This window comes from Saccharopolyspora karakumensis, assembly GCF_004349225.1.
In the GTDB taxonomy this organism is placed as follows: Bacteria; Actinomycetota; Actinomycetes; order Mycobacteriales; family Pseudonocardiaceae; genus Saccharopolyspora; species Saccharopolyspora endophytica.
The window spans coordinates 1-19,879 of record NZ_SMLA01000030.1; the positions used below are offsets into that span (position 1 = coordinate 1).

Sequence of the window (19,879 nt, forward strand, 5' to 3'; positions counted from 1 at the left end):
CCGTACGACACAGACGCCACCTGACCAGGCGTTCTCCCTCGCCCTCCCCTCCCCCAAGAGCACACCCGTCCGGCTCGACCCGATTTCAGCGGAAACCCGGGTCCGGATTCAGTGGAAACCTGGGTCTGATGTCCACTGAAATCGGGTCACCCTCCTGGGGTGGTGCGGGGGCGGGAGAACAGGACTGCGATTGCGGCCAGGGCGAGCCAGGCCGTGAGCAGGAGGGTCATGCCGGACCAGCCCCAGGCGCCGTAGGCGATGCCGCCGAGAACTCCGCCGATGCTGCTGCCGCCGTAGTAGGCGAGCTGGTAGAGGGCGGACGCCTGGCCTCGCGCCTGCTTGGAGGCCCGGGTCCCGACCCAGCCGTTCGCGACCGAGTGCGCGCCGAAGAAGCCTCCGGTGAAGATCACGAGTCCGACCAGGATCACCGGCACCGAGTCCGGCAGCATCAGCAGGAGACCGGCGACGGTGACCGCGAGGCTGCTCAGCAGCACCCGCACGCGCCCCCAGCGATCGGCCGCGCGCCCGGCCAGCGCCGAGGTGACGGTGCCCGCGGCGTAGGCGAGGAACGCCAGTGCGGCCAGTGCCGGGGGCAGCAGCAGCGGCGGAGCCGTGATGCGGAAGCCGAGCACGTTGTAGACCGTCACGAAGCTGCCCATGCCCAGCGCTGCGACCAGGTACGGCGGGGACAGCCCCGGGTCGCGCAGCGCCGCGCTCAGGCCGCCGAGCAGCGGTTTCCACCGCAGAGGTTGTCGCTGGTGGTGCCGTTCGGTCGGCAGCAGGACGACGAACGCGACGGTGCACACGGCGGCGAGCAGGGCCACCGCGAGCACGCCGCCGGACCAGCCCCAGAAGTCGCCGACGATGCCTCCGAGCAGCCGGCCGGTCATGCCGCCGATGGTGGTCCCGGCGACGTAGAGGCCGACGGTGGTGCCGAGCCGCACGCCGCCGGTCTCGTCCGCCAAGTAGGCGGTCGCGACGGCGGCGAGCCCGGCGATGGCCGCGCCCTGCACCAGCCGGATCCCGACCATCAGCGGGAACGAGTGCACCCACGGCAGCACGAGCCCGAGGGCTTCGGCGATGACCAGCGTCGTGATCATGGTGCGGCGGCGGCCGATCGCCTCGGACAGCGTGCCCAGCGGGATCGCCGAGACCGCCAGCCCGAGCGTCGCGGCCGACACCAGCAGCGCGGCCGCGCCCGGGCTCAGGCCGTACTCGTCCGCCAGCTACGGCAGCACCGGCTGCGGTGCGTAGAACAGGGCGAACAGGGCCAGCGCGCCGAGCAGCAGCGCGAACCGGATCCTGCGCAAACGTCCAGCCGACACCATGGTTTAGACGTTAAACACCAACCGATCACCGACGCCCGCGAGCGTGCCGGTCATCACCGGTGGCGAGCGACTCAGGCCAGCGAAGCGGCCAGCTCGGCGAGGGTGCGAGCGGCGAAGCCCGTCCCGCCGACGGTCACCTCGGAGTAGTCCTTGTCCGCCCGCGCGGGACCCGCGATGTCCAGGTGCGCCCAGCGGGTACCGCTGGTGAACTCGCGCAGGAACAGCGCGGCGGTGATGCCACCGGGGCCGGCCGGGGTCTGCTTGACGTCGGAGAGCGAGCCCTCGACGGCGTCGGCGTGGTCCTCCAGCAGCGGCATCCGCCACCAGGTCTCACCGACCCGGGCACCGGCCTCGGTGATCCGCTCGGCCAGCTCGTCGTCGGTGGCCAGCAGGCCGCCGGTGCGCAGCCCGAGCGCGACCTTCATCGCCCCGGTCAGCGTCGCGACGTCCACCAGAAGATCGGGCTGGAGCTTGTCCACGGCGTAGGCCATGGCGTCGGCCAGCACCATCCGCCCCTCGGCGTCGGTGTTGCCGACCTCGGTGGTCTTCCCGCCGTAGTGCCGGACGACGTCGCCGGGCCGGTACGCGGTGCCGGAGACGTGGTTCTCGGCGGAGGGCACCAGGCCGGTCACCTTCACCGGCAGACCGAGCCGGGCGATCGCCAGCAGGGCGCCGATGACCGCCGCGCCACCCGACATGTCGGTGCGCATCAGGTGCATGCCGTCGGCGGGTTTGAGCGAGATGCCGCCGGTGTCGAAGGTGATGCCCTTGCCGACCAGCACCAGGTGCGGCCCGGTCGCGTCCTGCGGCCGGTAGTCGAGCTGGAGGAGTCGCGGCGGGCGCGACGAACCGCCGCCGACCGCGAGGATGCCGCCGAAACCGTTGTCGGCCAGCCACTTCTCGTCCCGCACGGTCGCGGTCAGGTTCGGGACCGGACCCGCGAGCTCGGCGGCCAGCCCGGTGAACCAGGCCGGGTCCTTGACGTTGGAAGGAGCGTTGGCCAGGTCGCGGGCCAGCGCGGTGGCCGCCGCCAGTTCGCGCGCGCGGCGCACCGACTCGCGCAGCGCGGCGACGTCGGCGCCCTCCGGCGCGACCAGCAGGACCTTGCGCAGGCGCGGCGGCGCGGGATCAGCGGTCACCTTGAAGCGGTACCCGCCGAGCGCCAGGCCGAGGGTCAGTTCGCCGACCAGCTCGTCACCGGCGTCGGCGGGCAGCTGGACCTGCAGGTAGTCGGCGTCGGACGCCTCGCCGAGATCACCCGGCTCGGACTCGGCGTCGACGGCGTTGGAGAGGCGGTCGCGCACCGAGCGGGCCAGCGCCGCACCAGCGGTGCGCCACTTCGCCGGCTCGCCGGAACCCACGCCGACGACCCAGCCGGTGCCGCCGGAGCGCAGCGGGAACGCCTTCGCGTCACCGGCCGACGCGGACGCGCCGATCGCGGTGAGCACCTCGGCGTCCACAGAGAACGGTTCGGCCGCAGCGGCCAGGTCCGGGCCGGCCTCGCCGTCGAAGACCGCCGTCGCGCCAGGAACTCCGTCCCGCCACCTCTGCACCACGTCCACTTCGACCAGAGCGGTCGGGATCACGGGCAGCTCGGGCTCCACCCCGCGGGCGGGCTGGGCGGAACGGAACACGGAGGAACCGGGCACGAGAAGACCTTCCTGCACGGGCCTGGCCGTGCGAACTCGAACTGGTGCCGACGAGGGCCCCGGCACCGCGCTCGGCACCGGGGCCCGACAGCGGCGAAGCGTTCTCGCCACTCGTCGACGTGATCATGAGTTGTCGCCTCGGCCGGGAGGCGCCGTGACCGGGTCCGGCCGGCAGCGCGTCCCGAGCCGCCTGGCGGCCTCAGCCGGTAGCCGACTCCAGGGCGTCGCCCAGGTTCTTGGCCTCCTCGACCGACATCTCGACGACGAGCCGCCCACCACCCTCAAGCGGAACGCGCATCACAATGCCGCGTCCCTCCTTAGTCACCTCGAGGGGACCGTCACCGGTCCGGGGCTTCATGGCCGCCATAGCGTGCTCCCTCCGTGAAATCTTCCCCCGCTGGTCGCCACAACCAGTTCGGGTCCACGCCCATTCTCCCCTATCCCGAGGCATGGACGAAACCGAACCGATCAACTCGTGTCGCCCGTGCGCTGGTCGAATATCGCCGACGGCTGGCAGACTCACCGTTCGTGTGGGGTGTTTCGACGCCGTTCGGCACATCGCGGGAGGCTTCCGCGATCACCGTGAGGAGTCGTTTCGCTCCGGCGTGTCACCGATCTCGCGGCGGCCATCCCGTCGACCAGCGGGGACACCGTCCACCCGGGACGGCGCGCCGGCCGCGCGGTCCACAGTGGAAGTGCTCGCGCGACCCGCCACAACGGACGTCAAGGCAAGGAGCTTGGAGTGACCGACGTACTGCTGACCGAGGACACCGCGGGTGTGCGGCTGCTCACGTTGAACCGCCCTGAGTCGTTCAACTCGCTCAACATCGAGCTCAAGCAGGCGCTGCTGACGGCCCTGCGCGAGGCCGCGGCGGACGACTCGGTCCGAGCCCTGGTGATCACCGGCTCGGGCAAGGCGTTCTGCGCGGGCCAGGACCTCAAGGAGCACATCGAGCTCCTGTCCACCGGCGACCCGAGCCCGCTGAAGACCGTCGAGGAGCACTACAACCCGATCACCAAGGCGCTGGCGACCATGCCCAAGCCCGTGATCGCCGCCGTGAACGGCACCGCCGCGGGCGCGGGCGCGTCACTGGCCTACGCCAGCGACCTGCGGATCGCCGCGACCGGGTCGAAGTTCCTGATGGCCTTCGCCAACGTCGGCCTGTCGACCGACTCCGGCGCGTCCTGGACGCTTCCGCGGCTGATCGGTTACGGCCGGGCGATGGAGATGCTGCTGCTGGCGCAGCCGGTGCCCGCCGACGAGGCGCTGCGCATCGGCATGGTCAACCAGGTCGTCGACGACGCGCTGACCGTCGCGATGGAGCTGGCGACGCGGATGGCCGCGGGCCCGACCTTCGCCTACGCGCGCATCAAGGAGGCCGTCCAGGCCGCCTCCGCCGAGGCCCTCGACGAGGCGCTGGCCGTCGAGGCGGGCGCCCAGAACGAAGCCGGCCTCACCGCCGACCACAAGGAAGCGGTCGCCGCCTTCGTGGAGAAGCGGACTCCGAACTTCACCGGTCGCTGATCCGCCGACCCACCGGTGGTGACGCGTTTCCCCTGGAGTCCGGAACCTGACTTCCCCTGAAATCCGGTTCCCGGTCTCCACTGAGATCGGGGACCCGAGTTCCACTGAAATCGCGTCACCGCCGGGGGTCAAGCTCGCCAGCAGTCCTTGAGGTGGTCGTCGACCATCCCCGTGGCCTGCATGAGGGCGTAGCAGGTGGTGGGGCCGACGAAGACGAAGCCGCGGCGCTTGAGCTCCTTGGCCATCGCCTTGGACTCGTCGGTGATGGCGGGGACGTCGCCGAGCTTGACCGGGCGTTCGGAGTCCGGGCGCGGCGGCGGGGCGAACGACCAGAGGAGGTCGTCGAGCGGCTGATCCAGCTCCAGGACGGCGCGGGCGTTGGTGATGGCGGCGTCGACCTTGGCCCGGTTGCGGACGATCGACGCGTCGGCCAGGAGCCGCTGCCGGTCGTCCTCGCCGAACCGGGCGACGGCGGCCGGGTCGAAGCTCGCGAACGCCTCTCGGAACGCGGGCCGCTTGCGCAGGATCGTCAGCCAGGACAGGCCGGACTGGAACGACTCCAGGGTGATCCGCTCGTAGAGCTCCGGTTCACCGCGCAGCGGGAAGCCCCACTCCTGGTCGTGGTAGGCGATGTAGTCCGGCTGCGCGGCGCCCCAGGGGCACCGCGCGCGGCCGTCCTCGCCGATGACCGCCGCGCCGTCACTCATCCTCGGCACCGCCTTCGGTCACCGCGCTGCGGGCCTTGTCCAGTTCCTGCCCGGCGGCGTCGAGCTGGCGCTCCAGGACCGCGATCCGGCCGTGCAGCTCGTCGAGCTCACCGGCCAGCCGGTCCAGCACCCAGTCGACCTCGGCGACCTTGTAGCCCCGCAGGACCTGCTGGAACCGGACCGCGCGCACGTCGGAGCCCTCGACGTCGGCGGAGGGCAGCCGGGTGGGCGTGGAGCCGGGCGGCAACGGCGCGAGCTGCTCGCCGCGTCCGAAGACCAGCGAAGCCAGCAGGTACACCACGGCCGCGACCGCCAGCACCACGAACAGGTAAATGAGCGCACTAGCCACGAACCAATCGTGGCACGCCCCACCGACCGCCCGTCAGACAGCCGGAGACCGGAACGGATCCGCCGCTGAGGCGGCCGTCAGGTCTTGGCCGGGGCGGTCAGGACGCCTTCGATGGCGTGGGTGAACTCCCGCCAGGCGCGGCGTTCCGCCTGGAGGGTCTGGGATCCCGCCTGGGTGAGCCGGTACGTGCGCCGCTGGCGTCCGCCGACGGTGCTCCAGGAGCTCTGCACGAAACCGGCTCGCTCGAGTCTGCGCAGCGCCGGGTAGACCGTGCCGGTGGGGAGGTCGAGGGCGCCACCACTGCGATCCTGCAAAGCCTCGATGATCGCGTAACCGTGCAACGCCTTGCCGTCGAGGGTGGCCAGGAGCAGGGCGTCCAAGTGGCCGCGGAGCGCATCAGCCTTCACAGGTAGTGACTCTACGGATATTTCCCTGCACTGTCACCGCCTCCACACAAGAGGACGAAGGTCCTTTCGCGATCAGGACCCGCATGATGTGAATCACAACAACGTGAGTCGGCCGTTCGGGTGGCGTGGACCCGAACGGAGGCTCCCGATCGGCTGAACCGAGCACACTCGGAGATCGAGAAACGGAGACCCGCTCTCCCCCGGCCGATCCGATCAGGAGCCGATACCCGTGGCCGACCGCGAAGCCGACACGACCAACGGATCCGGCCTGCTCGCCCGGAGCGCCCCGAACCGCCGGGACGACTCCGAGCACGCGGCCCAGCTGTCCGCCCTGGACCAGATCCGCGTCTACCTGAACTCGCTCGTCGAGGTCCTCGACCAGCACCCCGAGCCGAGCCTGGACCTCGACGAGGCGAAGTGGCGGCTCGCCGAGCTCGTCGACGAGCTGGCCACCGAGCGGCCCAGCGCTCCCCGCGTCCAGTCGTTCTGGATCCGGCTCGCGCCGGTGCTCGGCGAGGTCCGCCCGGACATCCCGCTGCCTGCGCTCACCCACCTGATCCGCACGGCGGTCGGCGCGTCCTGACCTCGCTCAGGCGACCAGGGCGTCCAGCGCCTCGTCGACATCGGCGGTCACGGTCAGCACGTCCAGCGAGCTCTGCGAGGCGAAACCGGTGCTCACCATGCTGTGGAGCCAGTCCAGCAGGCCCTGGAAGTGCCCGTCGGGGTCCAGCAGCACCACCGGCTTGCTGTGCATGCCCAGGTACCGGGCAGTCCAGACCTCGAAGAGCTCCTCGCAGGTCCCGATGCCGCCGGGCAACGTCAGGAACGCGTTGGCGTGGGCGTCCATGAGGCCCTTGCGCTCGCGCATCGTGTCCACGACCAGCAGCTCGTCGGAGTCGGTGTCACCGACCTCGCGGTCGACCAGAGCGCGCGGGATGACGCCGATGGTGCGACCGCCATCGGCGCGAACCGCGCGGGCGATCTCACCCATCATCGAGACCTTGCCGCCGCCGGAGACCAAGGTCCAGCCGCGCTTGGCGATCTTCCGGCCCACCTCGGCGGCCAGGTCCAAGTAGTGCTGCGGCACCGGCCCGGACGCGCAGTAGACGCAGACCGACACGTTCGTGCTCAATGCGCCGCCTCCCACGCCCCGTACGCCTCCTGCACGATCGACACCGCGTCGTCGACGTCGTCGGTGACGTGCAGCAACGCCATGTCCTGCTCGCCGATCTTGCCGCCTTCGAGCATCCGGTCCCGGATCCAGTCGTACAAGCCCTGCCAGTAGTCGCTGCCGAACAGCACCACCGGGAACTTGGTGACCTTCTTGGTCTGCACCAGGGTCAGCGCCTCGAACAGCTCGTCCATGGTGCCGAAACCGCCTGGCAGGCAGATGAACGCCTGCGCGTACTTCATGAACATCGTCTTGCGGACGAAGAAGTACCGGAAGTTGACGCCCAGGTCCACCCACGGGTTCAGGCCCTGCTCGAAGGGCAGCTCGATGCCCAGGCCGATCGACAGGCCACCGGCCTCCGAGGCTCCGCGGTTGACGGCCTCCATCGTGCCCGGGCCGCCGCCGGTGATGGCCGCGCAACCGATGCCCGCGAGCGCCCGGCCCAGCTCCACGCCGGCGGCGTACTCGGGGTGCTCCCGCGGGGTGCGGGCGGAACCGAAGACGGTGACCGCGCGCGGCACCTCGGCCAGCGCGCCGAAGCCCTCGACGAACTCGGCCTGGATGCGCAGCACCCGCCACGGGTCGGTGTGCACCCAGTCGGAGGGACCTCTCGAGTCCAGCAGGCGCTGGTCGGTGGTGGTCGGCTCGCTCAGCCGCGAGCGGCGCAGCACCACGGGGCCGCGTTGCTTCTCGTGCGGACGTTCCGCACCGTTGGGTTCACCCCACTGGCCATCGACTGTCATGCGTCGAGCCTACGCACGCACCGATCGTTCTCGGAACCGCCCCGCCGCGGCACAGCCCGGGTGAAATGCCTGTTCACGGGGGATTCACAGGGCGGTCTCGCGGCGTACGATCGAAAGAAAAGATCTAGCGGCGCCGGCGACGCGAGCCGGGCGCGACACGCAGATCTGCTCCGCGATCTACGCAGGCGTTCGGGCGCCGTCGGGCCGTTCCTCCGCGAGCCCGGGAGCCGGTCATGCTCATCGAACTGCTCATCGCAATCCTCGTGGTCGGTGTCGTCTGCGTCGCCGCGAGCGCCAAGGTCGTCAAGCAGTACGAGCGGGGCGTCGTGTTCCGCTTCGGTCGGCTGCAGGAACGCACTCGCGGTCCCGGCATCACCATGATCGTTCCCGGCGTGGACCGGTTGCAGAAGGTCAACCTGCAGATCGTCACGATGCCCGTGCCCGCGCAGGAGGGCATCACGCGCGACAACGTCACGGTCCGGGTGGACGCGGTGGTCTACTTCCGGGTCGAGGACGCGGCGCGCGCCGTGGTCAACGTCGAGGACTACCTGTTCGCCGTGGGCCAGGTCGCGCAGACCTCGCTGCGGTCGATCATCGGCAAGAGCGACCTCGACGACCTGCTGTCCAACCGCGAACGGCTCAACCAGGGCCTGGAGCTGATGATCGACAGCCCGGCGCTGGGCTGGGGCGTGCACATCGACCGGGTGGAGATCAAGGACGTCTCGCTGCCGGAGTCGATGAAGCGCTCCATCGCCCGCCAGGCCGAAGCCGAACGCGAACGCCGCTCGCGGGTGATCTCCGCCGACGGCGAGTACCAGGCCTCCCGCAAGCTCTCCGAGGCCGCGCACGTCATGGCCGACACCCCGGCCGCGCTGCAGCTGCGGCTCCTGGAGACGGTCGTGGAGGTGGCGGCCGAGAAGAACTCGACCCTGGTCCTGCCGTTCCCGGTGGAACTCCTGCAGTTCGTCGACCGCATCCACCAGCCGGCCGCCGGGGAACCCCGAACCCGCACCGAAGAACCGGAAGAACCCGAAGCCACGAGCCTCACCGAATCCCCGGACCTCACCGAGGCCGCGGAACTCACCGAAGCCGAACGCCAAGCCGCCGAACTCCCGGAAGAACCCACCCCCGCACCGGCCCTGCCCAAGCAACGCGCCACCGAAGAACCCACCGAAACCGAGGTCCTGGGCACGGCCTGACCCCTCGGCCCCAGCGGGGGTGACCCGAATACGGCCGTATTCCGGCACCTGAACACGGCCGTAATCCGGTTATCCCGGGTGCGGGGGTCAGGAGAGGAAGCGGTGGAGGGTGTTGGCGCAGTGGCGGATCTCGGTGGTGCGGACGTGCTCTTGCTGGGTGTGGGCGAGGGTGGGGTTGCCGGGCCCGAAGTTGACCGCGGGGAGGCCTCGGGCGGCGAAGCGGGCGACGTCGGTCCAGCCGAGCTTGGCGACCGGCTCGGAGTTCGACGCCTCGACCAGCTGCGCGGCGGCCGGGGACGTCAGGCCCGGGAGAGCGCCCGCTGACAGGTCGGTGACCACGACCTCGTAGCCGGAGAACAGCTCCCGCAGCTCGGCCTCGGCCTGCTCGGCGGACTTGTCGGGGGCGAAGCGGTGGTTGACGGTCACCACGCAGGAGTCCGGGACGACGTTGCCCGCGATCCCGCCGGTGATCTTCACGGCCTGCAGCCCCTCGCGGTACTGGAGCCCGTCGATCACCGGGTTGCGCGGCGTGTGGTCCACCAGCCGCTGCAGGATCGGCTGCGCGGCGTGGATGGCGTTCTCCCCCATCCACGCGCGGGCGGTGTGCGCGCGGGTGCCGGTCGTGCGGACCTCGACGCGGATGGTGCCCTGGCAGCCCGCTTCGATCGCCGCGTTGGACGGCTCGCACACCACCGCCAGATCGCCGTCGAGCCATTCGGGCAGCTCGCGCTCGATGCGGCCGAGGCCGTTGCGCTCGGCCTCGATCTCCTCGCAGTCGTAGAACACGAAGGTCAGGTCGTGACGCGGTTCGGTGAGCGTGGCCGCCAGGTGCAGCATCACGGCGTCGCCGCTCTTCATGTCGGTGGTGCCGCAGCCGTGCAGCAGCTCGTCGTCACCGGACCCGGTGCGCCGGGACGGCAGGTTGTCGTTGATCGGCACGGTGTCGAGGTGCCCGGCCAGCACGACGCGGGTGTCGCGGCCGAGGTGGGTGCGCGCCAGCACGGCTTCGCCGTTGCGGACCACCTCCAGGTGCGGGGCCTGCGCGCGCAGCGCCTCCTCCACCGCGTCCGCGATGTTCTTCTCCGACCCGGACACGCTGGGGATGTCCACCAGCGCGGCGGTCAGCTCGACGGGGTCCGACGTGAGGTCCAACGAAGCGGTCACGACCGGCAGGCTACCCCGCTGACCTGCGCGAGCCCCATCGGTGGGAACCGGATCGGCCGAACCCCCATCGAACCGGTGATCAGCGGGCTAGGCTCCCGCATCGAACTGGTGGGCTCGCGGAGGCTGACATGGGGTTGAGGGCGGAACCGGAAGCGCTGCACCAGGCGGGGCGCAGCGCGGACCTCGCCGGTGAGCAGGCGGCGCGGATCAAGCTCGGCGAACCGGCGGGCGACATCGCCGGAGCTCTCCCCGGCGGGAAGAGCGAGGGCGCGGCCACCCGGGTCGCCCAGAGCTGGCAGCGCGCGCTCACGACGTGGAGCGACGCGGCGACCGCGCACGGCGAATCGCTGGCGGCGTCCGCGAAGACCTACGAGCGCAGCGATTCCGACAACGCCCGCGCCATCGACGCGGCCGGGCGGTGAACGGGATGGTCAGCTACGCCGACGTGCGGCGCTGGAACGCCGACCGCCTCGACGCGGTGCACAGCGATCTCGGCAAGCGCCGGGACGAGTTGATCAACCTGCAGGACGAGCTCGACGGCGCCCGCAACCCCGACGGCTGGACCGGCGAGGCCGCCCAGCGCTCCGCCGAGCAGCACCGGCGGCTGATGGAGGACATGCGCTCGCTGGTCGCCGAGGTGGCCACGGTCCGGGCGGCGGTCGCCACCGCCGCCGACGACGTCACCGCGCTCAAGCGCCGCGTCGACACGACCGACCACGAGGCCCACGCCCACGGCTTCCAGATCACCGAGGACGGCGGCGTCCGCGACGTCGCCCCGCCCCAGAACATCCCGGCCGACCAGCTGGACCAGGTCAAGGCCGAACGCACCCGCGTCCGCGACGACCTGGTCGCCGAGATCGAGAAGATCCTCGACCAGGCCGAAGCCATCGACGCCGAACTCGCCAAGGCCCTCACCGCCGCGGACGAGGACCAGATCAAACCCGGCGAGGGCACATCACTGGCCGACGCGGCCGAGACCGACGAGCTGGAGGCACTCGCCGCCTCCGCCGGAAAGCCCGCGGGCACCTCGCCTCAGGCGGTGTCGGACTGGTGGACGTCGCTGTCTGACGACCAGCGCGCAGCGGTGCTGGAGACGACCCCGAAGATGCTGGGCAACCTCGACGGCATCCCGGCAACGATTCGCGACAAGGCCAACCGGGACCGCATCAGCGACGAGCGCACCGCGCTGCGCGCACGCAAGACCGAGCTCGCACGCAAGGGCGAACTCTCGGACTCAGAGCAGAAGGAGTTCGACGGCCTCGACGCCAAGCTCAAGTCGTTGGACAAGGTCGAGGAGACCCTGGACAAGGGTGACCGACAGCTGTTGGTCCTCGACAGTGGCGGCGAGCGGATGAAGGCTGCCGTGGCGGTGGGTGACGTCGATTCCGCCGACCACGTCTCGGTTTTCACCCCCGGCCTGACCAGCACGGTCGATGGCAGCCTGAGCGGCTACGACAACGACATGGCCAAGCTGGTGCAGGATGCCAGGAACCAGCTCGCCACCGAAGGCGAGGACGAATCGGTAGCGGCGGTGACCTGGATCGGCTACGAGGCACCGCAGATCGACGAATCGATGGCCGACGTGGTGGGCGACGAACGGGATTCCGTGGCCAGCGCGCAGTCCGCCGAGGAAGGCGGCAAGAAGCTGAACGGGTTCCTCGGCGGAATCAACGCCTCCCGCGACGAGGACCCGCACCTCACCGCGATCGGCCACTCCTACGGGTCGACGACGACCGGCTACGCCCTGCAACAGGGCGGCCACGGCGTCGACGACGCCGTTCTGTACGGCTCTCCGGGATCAGGGGCCGACTCGGTGAAGGACCTGCACGTCCCCGAAGGCCACGCCTACCGCATGGAAGCCAAATGGGATCCGGTCGCCGACCTCGGCCGGTTCGGTGACGACCTGACCCACCAGGACGGCTACCGGGATCTGTCCACGGAGGACTCACGCTACGGCGAGGGCGTTACCGGGCACAGCGACTACCTCAACGAGGACACGACCAGTCAGCACAACGTCGCCGCCGTGGCGGCAGGCCTGCCGGACAACATCCAGCACGGCAGCGACCCGGGAGCCGGCGACGTCATCTCGCAAGGCACCAAGACCGTCATCGACAGTGCTGAGACCGCTGTCGACACCGGCGAGAAGGTGGTCGACGGCGTCGGTGACGGCATCGGATGGACCATCGACAAGGCCAAGGACGTCTTCTGATGAAAAGGCTCGTGCTGTTGCTGCTCTGCGCCCTGCTCACCACGGGGTGCGTGGACAACGCAGGCGATCCGTTCGACGACAAGGACGAGATGGACGTGGAAACCCTCCAGCAGCGGCCCCCGATGGAAGAGGTCACCGCTCGCTACAGCGAGATGCAGTCGAAACTGCGCGATCGCCTGTCGACCGAGCTCGGCTTCGCCACTGACTGGGTGGACCAAGGCGACTTCCTGCGTTCCGGGTGCAAGGGAACCGACCTACCAGCCACCGCCGAGCAGCACACCCTCAACCGGTGGTCCTACCAGGGGCAGATTTCGGACGACCGTTGGGCACGAGCCCAGCAGATCGTCGCCGAGGTCGCGGGCGCATACGGATTTGGAGCTGTGGAGGTGGTGCTGGAGCGGCCGGGGAACCACAGCATCGTGCTCACCGACTCCTTCGGAGCCGAACTGAGCTTCGCCAGCAAGGTGCACACCGTCCTGAGCGTGCGGACCGGGTGTCACCTGCTGCAGTCGGCGAAGGGGTGAGGTCGTGAGCGCACCCGACACCAGCGGCCGCACGGCGGCGGTGGTCTTCGCCGTGCTGGCCACGCTCGCCGCGCTGCCGCTCGCGGCCTTCACCGCGTTCGTCGGCATCTGGAGCGCGGCCGTGCCGTGCCACCCGGGCGGGCACGGCGGCTGCACGCCCGCCGGGGTCGCCACGGCGGTGTCCGTGCTCGTGCTGCTGGCCGGTCCGGTGTTGCTGTGGTTCCGGGTTCGGCGGCCGGGCTCGACGGGCACCGCGGTGGTCGTCGGGCTGCTGGGGCTGCTGGCCGGACCGCTGGTCGCGCTGGTGCTGATGGGCGTCGTGCTGAACCTGTTCGGTTGAGTGTCGAGGCTCACAGGGAACTCAGAGGGGGTGCCGGGTCCGGTCAAGATCGGCTATCCGGCATCATTTCTCTACGTCCGGATCTACGTCCGACCGTGACGGGGGTACCCGTGTTGGACCCGCGAAGTGCGCTTCAGCAGCGTCCGAGCATCGAGCAGATCAGCGCGCAGTACGAGCAGATGCAGCAGCGTTTGAGAGACCTGCTCGATCGCCTGGTCGGGCCGCTGCACTGGACGGTGTCGTCTCCCGAGACGAAGGTGGACTGCTCGGAGTTCGCCGGTGCCGACGCCGAGAGCCGGGTGCTGCAGTCCTGGCGGGCCGCGCAGCCGGTCGCCGACGTGGACTGGCAGAGCGCGGTGTCCATCGTCCGGTCGATCACCGCGGAGTACGGCTTCGGCGAACCGGAGATCATCGTCAACCGCACGGGCGATCACGAGATCACCGGCAACGACTCCTACGGCGCGGTCTACACCTTCGGCACCTCGCGCGGCACGATCCTGACGGTCACCACCGGATGTCACCTCCCGGGTGTGCTGAAGAACTAGAACGCCCCACCCCGTGCGGGCCGAGCGCCGCGTTGCCGATTACCGTTTTGGGCATGAGCGCGAACATCCCCGACCCGCAGACCACGGGTGCCCACGGCGTGGGCCTGGCGACCGTGACCGACGACGGCACGGTTCTCGACACCTGGTTCCCCACCGTCAAGCTGAGCGAGTCGGGCCAGTCCGGCACGACCAAGCTGACCGCGGAGCAGGCCTCCGAGTCCCTCGGCGAGGCCGGTGTCGCGCTGCTCGGGCGGGATGACGCCCGCGGCGTCGAGGTCATCGCGGTCCGCGTCGACATCGCCAAGCTGGCCGACGCCCCGGCCGACGCGCACGACGTCTACCTGCGACTTCACCTGCTGTCGCACCGCCTCGTGCACCCGCACGGGGTGAGCCTCGACGGTCAGTTCGGCCTGCTGGCCAACGTCGTGTGGACCAACCACGGGCCGTGCCCGGTGGAGGGCTTCGAGGCGACCCGGCTGCGGCTGCGGGCGCGCGGCCCGGTGACGGTCTACAGCATCGACAAGTTCCCGCGCATGGTCGACTACGTGGTGCCCTCCGGCGTGCGCATCGGCGACGCGGACCGGGTCCGGCTGGGCGCCCACCTGGCCAGCGGCACGACCGTGATGCACGAGGGCTTCGTGAACTTCAACGCCGGGACGCTCGGCGCGTCCATGGTGGAGGGCCGCATCTCGGCCGGTGTCGTGGTCGGCGACGGTTCGGACGTCGGCGGCGGCGCGTCGATCATGGGCACGCTGTCCGGCGGCGGCAAGGAGGTCATCTCCATCGGTGAGCGCTGCCTGATCGGCGCCAACGGCGGCATCGGCATCTCGCTGGGCGACGACTGCGTCGTCGAGGCGGGCCTGTACGTCACGGCCGGCACCAAGATCACGCTGCCGGACGGCACGCTCACCAAGGCCTCCGAGGTCTCCGGCAACGACGGCCTGCTGTTCCGCCGCAACTCCACCACCGGCGCCGTCGAGGTCACCACCCGCTCCGGCGGCAAGGTGGAGCTCAACGCCGCGCTGCACGCCAACGACTGATCGTGTGCCGCTGGTCGTCTTGCGCGGCCGAGCGGGTAGCTCCGAGACGCCGCCCGGCTCCGGAGCTCGAACTGAGAAGGGCCCCTCTCACCGCAGGTGGGAGGGGCCCTTTCCGCTGATTTTGGTCCGTTCGGCGCAGGCTGCCGGGTGAGTTGTCCGTTTTAGCATGGGTGATGGCTGTTTCCCGGCTCCTGGAGGACGTGCTCTCCGCCGAGCCCGTGGTGGTGGGGCGCGAGGCGTCGATCGCGGCTCACGTCCGCGCCGGGCTGGACGCGCGGTTGCGGGCGCTGCGGGCGCACGAGGCCGGGACGCGCGTCGGGGAGGACCCCGAGGAGCTGCACCAGATGCGGGTGTCGGTGCGGCGGATGCGGGCGATGCTGCGCTCGGCGCGGCCGTTCCTGGACCGCGACGAGTCCGAGCGGCTGCGCGCCGAGCTGGGCTGGCTGGGCAGGGCTCTCGGCCCGGTGCGGGACCTGGACGTGCTGCTGGAACGGCTCCGCTCCGAGTTCACCGGCCTCCCCGGGACCGAGCGCGGAGCCGCCGAGCAGCTGGTCTCCGGCCTCGACCCCGAATACCTGCGCGCCAGGGCGGACATGCTGTCCGCGCTGGACAGCGATCGCTACCAGGAGCTGCTGGAGCTGCTGGCCCGCGCCACGCGGGAACTTCCCGGCAGGGGTTCCGATGTGGACGCCGCGTCGCAGCTGCGCCGCCTGGTGCGGAGTCAGTTCGGCAAGCTGCGCAAGGCCGTCGAACGGCTTCCGCCCGAGCCCGCCGACGCCGAGCTGCACGCGCTGCGCATCGACGGCAAGGCCGTCCGCTACACCGCCGAGCTCGCCGAACCGCTGCTCGGCGCCCCGGTGAAACGGCTGATCAAGGCCACCAAGGGTTTCCAGGACGTCCTCGGCGAGCACCAGGACGCCTGCGTGGCGGAGGAGCGGATCCGGGCGCTGCTGGACGGCTTCGGGCCGCGCCCTGATGCCGGAATCGCCTTCGCCGCAGGACGTCTCGTGGAACGCGAGGAGGTCCGCAAAGCAGACCGCCGCGCTCGGTGGCCGGAGTCCTGGTACGCCCTCGGCGCAGCGGCGGCCGAGGTGTGAGACCGGCCGGCGGTTCTGGTCCGGTCAGGAGCCCAAGCGCTTCGCCGCGGTGGCGATCCGCTCGTCGGTGGCCGTCATCGCGATGCGGACGTGGCGAGCGCCGTCGGGACCGTAGAACGTGCCCGGGGCGGCGAGGATCCCCCGCTGCGCGAGCCATTCCACCGTCGCCCAGGCGTCCTCGCCCCGGGTCGACCACAGGTACAGCCCGGCTTGCGAGTGCTCGATGGTGAACCCGGCCGATTCCAGCGCGGGACGCAGCACCGCGCGGCGGGCGGCGTAGAGCTCGCGCTGATCGGCGACGTGCTCGTCGTCGCGCAGCGCGGCGGTGACCGCCTCCTGGACGGGGCGCGGAACGATCATCCCGGCGTGCTTGCGCAGCTCCAGCAGCCGCGCGACCAGCGCCGGATCACCGGTGACGAACCCGGCCCGGTAGCCGGCCAGGTTCGACGACTTCGACAGCGAGTGCACGGCCAGCAGGCCGTCGCGCGCGGCGCCGACCGAGGGGTGCAGCACCGAGACCGGCTCGGCGTCCCAGCCCAGCGCCAGGTAGCACTCGTCGGAGGCCACCACGGCGCCCATGTCCTGGGCGGCGCGCACCATGCGGCCGAGCTCGTCGGCGGTGAGCACGCGTCCGGTCGGGTTGGACGGCGAGTTCAGCCACAGCAGCCTGGTCCCGGCGGGCGGCAGCTCGCCGGGGGCGAGCCGGACGACCTCGGCGCCGGCGATCTTCGCGCCGACCTCGTAGGTCGGGTAGGCCAGGTCCGGGATGGCGACGACGTCGCCGGGACGCACGCCCAGCAGCGTCGGCAGCCAGGCGACCAGTTCCTTGGAACCGATGGTCGGCAGCACCGCGTCCGGTTCGAGACCGGTGATGCCGTAGCGCCTGCGCAGCGACTCCACGGCCGCTTCGCGCAGGGCCGGTGTGCCGTGCGTGGCCGGGTAGCCCGGTACCTCCGCCACGGTGGAGAGAGCCTCCTGGAGCTTCGCCGGAACCGGGTCGACCGGGGTGCCCACGGACAGATCGACGATGCCGTCCGGGTGGGCGTTGGCGGTCGCCTTGTGCGGTGCCAGCGAGTCCCAGGGGAAGTCAGGAAGCCGTGGCCCGGACGCGGCTGCGCCCGGGCCTGTCGCGGAACTCATTCGCCCTGAGGCGGCAGGCTCGTGACGGGCTCGACGTCCTTGTTGACCTTGCCCACCTTCGCGGCGCCACCCGGCGAGCCGAGCTCGTCGAAGAAGTCCACGTTCGCCTTCGTGTAGGCGGCCCACTCGTCCGGCACGTCGTCTTCGTAGTAGATGGCCTCGACCGGGCAGACCGGCTCGCAGGCACCGCAGTCGACGCACTCATCGGGGTGGATGTAGAGCATCCGCCCGCCCTCGTAGATGCAATCGACGGGGCACTCTTCGATGCATGCCTTGTCGAGCACGTCCACGCAGGGCTCGGCGATCACGTAGGTCACGGTTGCACTCCTGCTCGAAGCGTTGTCCAACGCACGCTCAGGAATCTCCTGGCGCGACTGCTGACAGTATCTCTCGGACCCCCCTGAGCGCGTAACTGGTCCCACAGCTCGGGAGTCCCGACGACTCTACGCCGGGGGCGTTAACGGCGTAAACCGTTCTGGTGCAACCACTCCGCACCCTTCCGGCCGATCCGCTTGAGGGCCGAACGTTCTCCCAGGTAACCACCGACAACACCCACCACGGGAAGGTTCCCCAGAAGCTGGTGGTGCAGCCGTCCCTGGGGCCTCTTGTCGAGTTCGGAATCGAACTCCCACACCGCACGTGCCATGCGCCACACCGTGCGCACGACGGCCTTCACGGTCGCCTTGCCGTGCTTGCGCTTCGAGGCGTCGATGTCCTCGGTGAGCTCCTGCGTGCGCGCGTCGTCCTCGGCGGATCCGGCGGCCAGCTCGCGGCTGATCTTCCGCCCCAGCAGCACCTCGGCGATCAGCTGGACCTTGACGGCGGAATCGGTCACCCCGCGCTCGCCCGCAATCGCGCACAGCACCAGGCTCTGCCCGGTGATGCCCAGGGCGTTGCGCATCGGCAGCCGGGACGTGATCGCCCCGCCGAACCGCGGCAGCCCGGCCGCCAGGGCCAGGAACCGGCCGACGCGCAGCGTCCACCAGTCGCAGCGCTCGTCGATGCTCATCGCGTCCCAGGTGGAGCTGCCGGGCAGCTGCATCGAGTCGAGCTGCCGCAGCAGCTTGTGGATCGCCCCGTCGCCCAGGGCGTCGATCTCCCGCCCGCGCAGCCGAACGGGGTCGGCTTCGCGCAGCGCGGCGAGCACGGGCGTCGCGGCCCGCACGAACGGCCGCAGCACGGCTGCGACGCGTTCATCGGTCAACACTTCGGCCATGGGTCCTCCCGGAGCCCATTCTGCCGAACCGGGGCCGCCGATCGGGCGTGAGAACGCGGTGTTCGCCCACACGAAATCCCCGGTACGCCCCGAGAAGATCAGCGCGCGGGCTTGGCGAGGACGATGCCGAGCATCATGGCGCTGGGCAGGGCGCCTCCGGCGATGAGCAGCAGGGTGCGCCAGTCGCTGCCGAGCAGCACGACGTCACCGCCGGGCCCGAACACGCCGAACACCAGCACCACCGCGAACCACAGGACCAGCGGTGCGCCCGCGACGCGGCGGCTCCGGGAGATCCGGCCGGCCTCGGCGACCAGCAGCGGAGTCGTCACGGCCGCCACGGCGGCGGTGATCGGGAACTGCACCGAGCCGATGTAGAGCGGCAGGTACATGAGCTCCAGGATCGCCAGCAGGACCGCGTCGAGCAGCAGGAAGCCGAACAGGGTCATCTCCCGGCGCGTCACCGGTCCCCCACCGGTTCGGTGCCGCTCACCCCGAGCCCGCCGAACAGGTCCGCCTCGCAGCCCTCGGACGGACCGGTGGCCAGGACGTAGTGCTCGGTGGTCACCACCGGGTGGGCCACGCCGTTGGACAGCGCGTAGGAGGCGACGCCGTCGCCGTTGCGCCACTGCTCGACCCAGACCTTGACCTGGGTGCCGTGCGCCCGCAGCGCGCTGATCTTGGCGGGCAGGTGCTCGGCGATGTCGATGACGGTGGTGATCGTCTCGTCGGCGACGCTGGCCAGCTCGTGCGGTTCGGGCAGGTCGAAGGGCAGGTCGTCGGAACGCGCGAGATCGGCCAGGCCCGCGGCCAGCGCATCGCGCGAGGGCACCGCGTAGAACAGCCGGTCCACGTCCGGGACGCGCTCGACCGCCGCGCGCGTGATCTCGTGGGCGCGGATGTGGTCCGGGTGCCCGTAACCGCCGTCCTCGGCGTAGGTCACGACGACCTGCGGCTTGACCTCGTCGAGGATGTCCGCCAGCGCCGCGACCTGCGGTTCGCGGTCGCCGATGGCGAAGGCGCGCGGATGGGCGTCGGGGCGGGCGGTCGCCTGGCCGGGCTGCTCCCAGAGCATCCCGGAGTCGCGCCACCGACCGACGCCGCCCAGGAACCGCTGGTCGGCGACCCGCAGCGCGGCGCAGGCAGAGCGGAGTTCACCGACCCGGTAGCCGCCGAGCTGGTCGGCTTGATCCGACACCAGCCCCTGCAAGCTCTCCGGGATGACCTCGCCCTCCTCACCGAGGGTGCAGGTCACCACGTAGACCTGAACGCCGCGGGCGGCGTAGCGGGCGATGGTCCCGCCGGTCCACAGCGTCTCGTCGTCTGGATGCGCGTGTACCAGCAGCAACCGCGGTGGGGCCGTCAGCGTCACCGCTCCAGCCTAATCGCCACCCCGCAAGCAACCACCAACGCCCACCCACCGTCAGGCAAGCACCGAAGGTGCCTTCTCAGTACCCCACCCGAGCAACCGGCACCGCCGCGGGTTCTGACACGTCTTCTGGGGAGGACAGCCGCAGCGCCGCGTATCC

At 70.8% G+C, this 19,879-nt stretch carries 24 protein-coding genes; 10 read left to right on the plus strand and 14 right to left on the minus strand.

Translation table 11 applies throughout. From position 1 onward, the window contains the following. Nucleotides 1-146: 146 nt before the first annotated feature. From E1202_RS19040 to E1202_RS19050, 3 genes are all read right to left on the minus strand, one after another. On the minus strand, nucleotides 147-1,226 hold the full coding sequence (locus E1202_RS19040; RefSeq protein ID WP_268952345.1) for an MFS transporter: 1,080 nt from the start codon (nucleotides 1,224-1,226) through the stop codon (nucleotides 147-149). 173 nt (nucleotides 1,227-1,399) lie between these two features. Continuing rightward, nucleotides 1,400-2,932: a leucyl aminopeptidase family protein gene (locus E1202_RS19045; protein WP_408006845.1), complete on the minus strand. Its 1,533-nt coding sequence runs from the start codon at nucleotides 2,930-2,932 to the stop codon at nucleotides 1,400-1,402. Nucleotides 2,933-3,176: 244 nt separating this feature from the next. Next, complete coding sequence (locus E1202_RS19050; RefSeq protein WP_009949794.1) at nucleotides 3,177-3,344, minus strand: DUF3117 domain-containing protein; 168 nt, start codon at nucleotides 3,342-3,344, stop codon at nucleotides 3,177-3,179. Nucleotides 3,345-3,719: 375 nt separating this feature from the next. On the opposite strand from E1202_RS19050, the gene E1202_RS19055 reads away from it, so the two are divergent. Further along, on the plus strand, nucleotides 3,720-4,502 hold the full coding sequence (locus E1202_RS19055) for an enoyl-CoA hydratase-related protein (RefSeq protein WP_132619669.1): 783 nt from the start codon (nucleotides 3,720-3,722) through the stop codon (nucleotides 4,500-4,502). Between the two features lie 128 nt (nucleotides 4,503-4,630). On the opposite strand, the gene E1202_RS19060 is transcribed toward E1202_RS19055, so the two are convergent. The 3 genes from E1202_RS19060 to E1202_RS19070 form a co-directional block, all read right to left on the minus strand. Further along, nucleotides 4,631-5,209 carry a DNA-3-methyladenine glycosylase I gene (locus E1202_RS19060; RefSeq protein ID WP_132684505.1) on the minus strand — a complete coding sequence of 193 codons (579 nt, stop codon included), beginning with the start codon at nucleotides 5,207-5,209 and terminating at the stop codon, nucleotides 4,631-4,633. Next, nucleotides 5,202-5,558: a DivIVA domain-containing protein gene (locus E1202_RS19065; RefSeq protein WP_132684506.1), complete on the minus strand. Its 357-nt coding sequence runs from the start codon at nucleotides 5,556-5,558 to the stop codon at nucleotides 5,202-5,204. Before E1202_RS19065 ends, E1202_RS19060 begins: the two co-directional genes overlap by 8 nt. A gap of 77 nt (nucleotides 5,559-5,635) precedes the next feature. Next, nucleotides 5,636-5,965 carry a PadR family transcriptional regulator gene (locus E1202_RS19070; RefSeq protein ID WP_132619663.1) on the minus strand — a complete coding sequence of 110 codons (330 nt, stop codon included), beginning with the start codon at nucleotides 5,963-5,965 and terminating at the stop codon, nucleotides 5,636-5,638. 229 nt (nucleotides 5,966-6,194) lie between these two features. On the opposite strand from E1202_RS19070, the gene E1202_RS19075 reads away from it, so the two are divergent. Beyond that, nucleotides 6,195-6,548 carry a hypothetical protein gene (locus E1202_RS19075; RefSeq protein WP_132684507.1) on the plus strand — a complete coding sequence of 118 codons (354 nt, stop codon included), beginning with the start codon at nucleotides 6,195-6,197 and terminating at the stop codon, nucleotides 6,546-6,548. A 6-nt stretch (nucleotides 6,549-6,554) separates the two neighbouring features. Here the strand turns inward: E1202_RS19075 and E1202_RS19080 are convergent, their stop codons facing one another. Then, complete coding sequence (locus E1202_RS19080; RefSeq protein ID WP_132684508.1) at nucleotides 6,555-7,097, minus strand: LOG family protein; 543 nt, start codon at nucleotides 7,095-7,097, stop codon at nucleotides 6,555-6,557. Beyond that, entirely contained in the window at nucleotides 7,094-7,879 is a 786-nt protein-coding gene (locus E1202_RS19085) for an LOG family protein (protein WP_132684509.1), read from the minus strand. Before E1202_RS19085 ends, E1202_RS19080 begins: the two co-directional genes overlap by 4 nt. A gap of 233 nt (nucleotides 7,880-8,112) precedes the next feature. On the opposite strand from E1202_RS19085, the gene E1202_RS19090 reads away from it, so the two are divergent. Continuing rightward, the gene (locus E1202_RS19090; RefSeq protein ID WP_235878661.1) at nucleotides 8,113-9,078 is read left to right on the plus strand and encodes a slipin family protein; all 966 of its coding nucleotides are present in this window, start codon (nucleotides 8,113-8,115) and stop codon (nucleotides 9,076-9,078) included. Between the two features lie 87 nt (nucleotides 9,079-9,165). On the opposite strand, the gene dapE is transcribed toward E1202_RS19090, so the two are convergent. After that, the gene (gene dapE, locus E1202_RS19095) at nucleotides 9,166-10,242 is read right to left on the minus strand and encodes a succinyl-diaminopimelate desuccinylase (protein WP_132684510.1); all 1,077 of its coding nucleotides are present in this window, start codon (nucleotides 10,240-10,242) and stop codon (nucleotides 9,166-9,168) included. Between the two features lie 128 nt (nucleotides 10,243-10,370). Here dapE and E1202_RS19100 point away from each other — a divergent pair, with 128 nt between their 5' ends. The 7 genes from E1202_RS19100 to E1202_RS19130 all read left to right on the plus strand — a co-directional run bounded on the left by E1202_RS19100 (nucleotide 10,371) and on the right by E1202_RS19130 (nucleotide 15,997). After that, nucleotides 10,371-10,664: a hypothetical protein gene (locus tag E1202_RS19100; RefSeq protein WP_132684511.1), complete on the plus strand. Its 294-nt coding sequence runs from the start codon at nucleotides 10,371-10,373 to the stop codon at nucleotides 10,662-10,664. Nucleotides 10,665-10,669: 5 nt separating this feature from the next. Then, a complete protein-coding gene (locus tag E1202_RS19105; RefSeq protein WP_132684512.1) occupies nucleotides 10,670-12,451 on the plus strand; it encodes an alpha/beta hydrolase in 1,782 nt (593 codons plus the stop codon). Continuing rightward, complete coding sequence (locus E1202_RS19110) at nucleotides 12,451-12,975, plus strand: LppA family lipoprotein (protein WP_165943907.1); 525 nt, start codon at nucleotides 12,451-12,453, stop codon at nucleotides 12,973-12,975. The genes E1202_RS19105 and E1202_RS19110 overlap by 1 nt, the downstream gene beginning before the upstream one ends. Nucleotides 12,976-12,979: 4 nt before the next feature. After that, complete coding sequence (locus E1202_RS19115; RefSeq protein ID WP_132684514.1) at nucleotides 12,980-13,315, plus strand: hypothetical protein; 336 nt, start codon at nucleotides 12,980-12,982, stop codon at nucleotides 13,313-13,315. 110 nt (nucleotides 13,316-13,425) lie between these two features. Beyond that, nucleotides 13,426-13,860 carry an LppA family lipoprotein gene (locus E1202_RS19120; RefSeq protein WP_132684515.1) on the plus strand — a complete coding sequence of 145 codons (435 nt, stop codon included), beginning with the start codon at nucleotides 13,426-13,428 and terminating at the stop codon, nucleotides 13,858-13,860. Nucleotides 13,861-13,913: 53 nt separating this feature from the next. Then, the gene (dapD, locus tag E1202_RS19125; protein ID WP_132684516.1) at nucleotides 13,914-14,900 is read left to right on the plus strand and encodes a 2,3,4,5-tetrahydropyridine-2,6-dicarboxylate N-succinyltransferase; all 987 of its coding nucleotides are present in this window, start codon (nucleotides 13,914-13,916) and stop codon (nucleotides 14,898-14,900) included. A 173-nt stretch (nucleotides 14,901-15,073) separates the two neighbouring features. After that, on the plus strand, nucleotides 15,074-15,997 hold the full coding sequence (locus E1202_RS19130) for a CHAD domain-containing protein (RefSeq protein WP_132684517.1): 924 nt from the start codon (nucleotides 15,074-15,076) through the stop codon (nucleotides 15,995-15,997). Between the two features lie 24 nt (nucleotides 15,998-16,021). Here E1202_RS19130 and dapC read toward each other — a convergent pair whose 3' ends face one another. The 5 genes from dapC to mshB form a co-directional block, all read right to left on the minus strand. Beyond that, nucleotides 16,022-17,137, minus strand: coding sequence for a succinyldiaminopimelate transaminase (dapC, locus tag E1202_RS19135; RefSeq protein WP_132684518.1), 1,116 nt, complete (start codon nucleotides 17,135-17,137; stop codon nucleotides 16,022-16,024). Continuing rightward, nucleotides 17,134-17,454 carry a ferredoxin gene (gene fdxA / locus E1202_RS19140; RefSeq protein ID WP_132619637.1) on the minus strand — a complete coding sequence of 107 codons (321 nt, stop codon included), beginning with the start codon at nucleotides 17,452-17,454 and terminating at the stop codon, nucleotides 17,134-17,136. Before fdxA ends, dapC begins: the two co-directional genes overlap by 4 nt. A 140-nt stretch (nucleotides 17,455-17,594) precedes the next feature. Next, complete coding sequence (locus E1202_RS19145; RefSeq protein WP_132684519.1) at nucleotides 17,595-18,353, minus strand: hypothetical protein; 759 nt, start codon at nucleotides 18,351-18,353, stop codon at nucleotides 17,595-17,597. A 98-nt stretch (nucleotides 18,354-18,451) separates the two neighbouring features. Continuing rightward, entirely contained in the window at nucleotides 18,452-18,799 is a 348-nt protein-coding gene (locus tag E1202_RS19150) for a hypothetical protein (RefSeq protein ID WP_132684558.1), read from the minus strand. A gap of 11 nt (nucleotides 18,800-18,810) precedes the next feature. After that, nucleotides 18,811-19,722, minus strand: a complete 912-nt coding sequence (gene mshB, locus E1202_RS19155) for an N-acetyl-1-D-myo-inositol-2-amino-2-deoxy-alpha-D-glucopyranoside deacetylase (protein ID WP_132684520.1) — start codon at nucleotides 19,720-19,722, stop codon at nucleotides 18,811-18,813. Nucleotides 19,723-19,879: the final 157 nt, after the last annotated feature.

Bases quoted from the DNA above. Each gene is read 5' to 3' on its own strand.
- E1202_RS19050 (WP_009949794.1), bottom strand. From the start codon at position 3,344: ATGGCGGCCATGAAGCCCCGGACCGGTGACGGTCCCCTCGAGGTGACT.
- E1202_RS19060 (WP_132684505.1), bottom strand. From the start codon at position 5,209: ATGAGTGACGGCGCGGCGGTCATCGGCGAGGACGGCCGCGCGCGGTGC.
- E1202_RS19085 (WP_132684509.1), bottom strand. From the start codon at position 7,879: ATGACAGTCGATGGCCAGTGGGGTGAACCCAACGGTGCGGAACGTCCG.
- E1202_RS19090 (WP_235878661.1), top strand. From the start codon at position 8,113: ATGCTCATCGAACTGCTCATCGCAATCCTCGTGGTCGGTGTCGTCTGC.
- E1202_RS19100 (WP_132684511.1), top strand. From the start codon at position 10,371: ATGGGGTTGAGGGCGGAACCGGAAGCGCTGCACCAGGCGGGGCGCAGC.
- E1202_RS19105 (WP_132684512.1), top strand. From the start codon at position 10,670: ATGGTCAGCTACGCCGACGTGCGGCGCTGGAACGCCGACCGCCTCGAC.
- E1202_RS19110 (WP_165943907.1), top strand. From the start codon at position 12,451: ATGAAAAGGCTCGTGCTGTTGCTGCTCTGCGCCCTGCTCACCACGGGG.
- dapD (WP_132684516.1), top strand. From the start codon at position 13,914: ATGAGCGCGAACATCCCCGACCCGCAGACCACGGGTGCCCACGGCGTG.
- E1202_RS19130 (WP_132684517.1), top strand. From the start codon at position 15,074: ATGGCTGTTTCCCGGCTCCTGGAGGACGTGCTCTCCGCCGAGCCCGTG.
- dapC (WP_132684518.1), bottom strand. From the start codon at position 17,137: ATGAGTTCCGCGACAGGCCCGGGCGCAGCCGCGTCCGGGCCACGGCTT.
- E1202_RS19145 (WP_132684519.1), bottom strand. From the start codon at position 18,353: ATGGCCGAAGTGTTGACCGATGAACGCGTCGCAGCCGTGCTGCGGCCG.
- E1202_RS19150 (WP_132684558.1), bottom strand. From the start codon at position 18,799: ATGACCCTGTTCGGCTTCCTGCTGCTCGACGCGGTCCTGCTGGCGATC.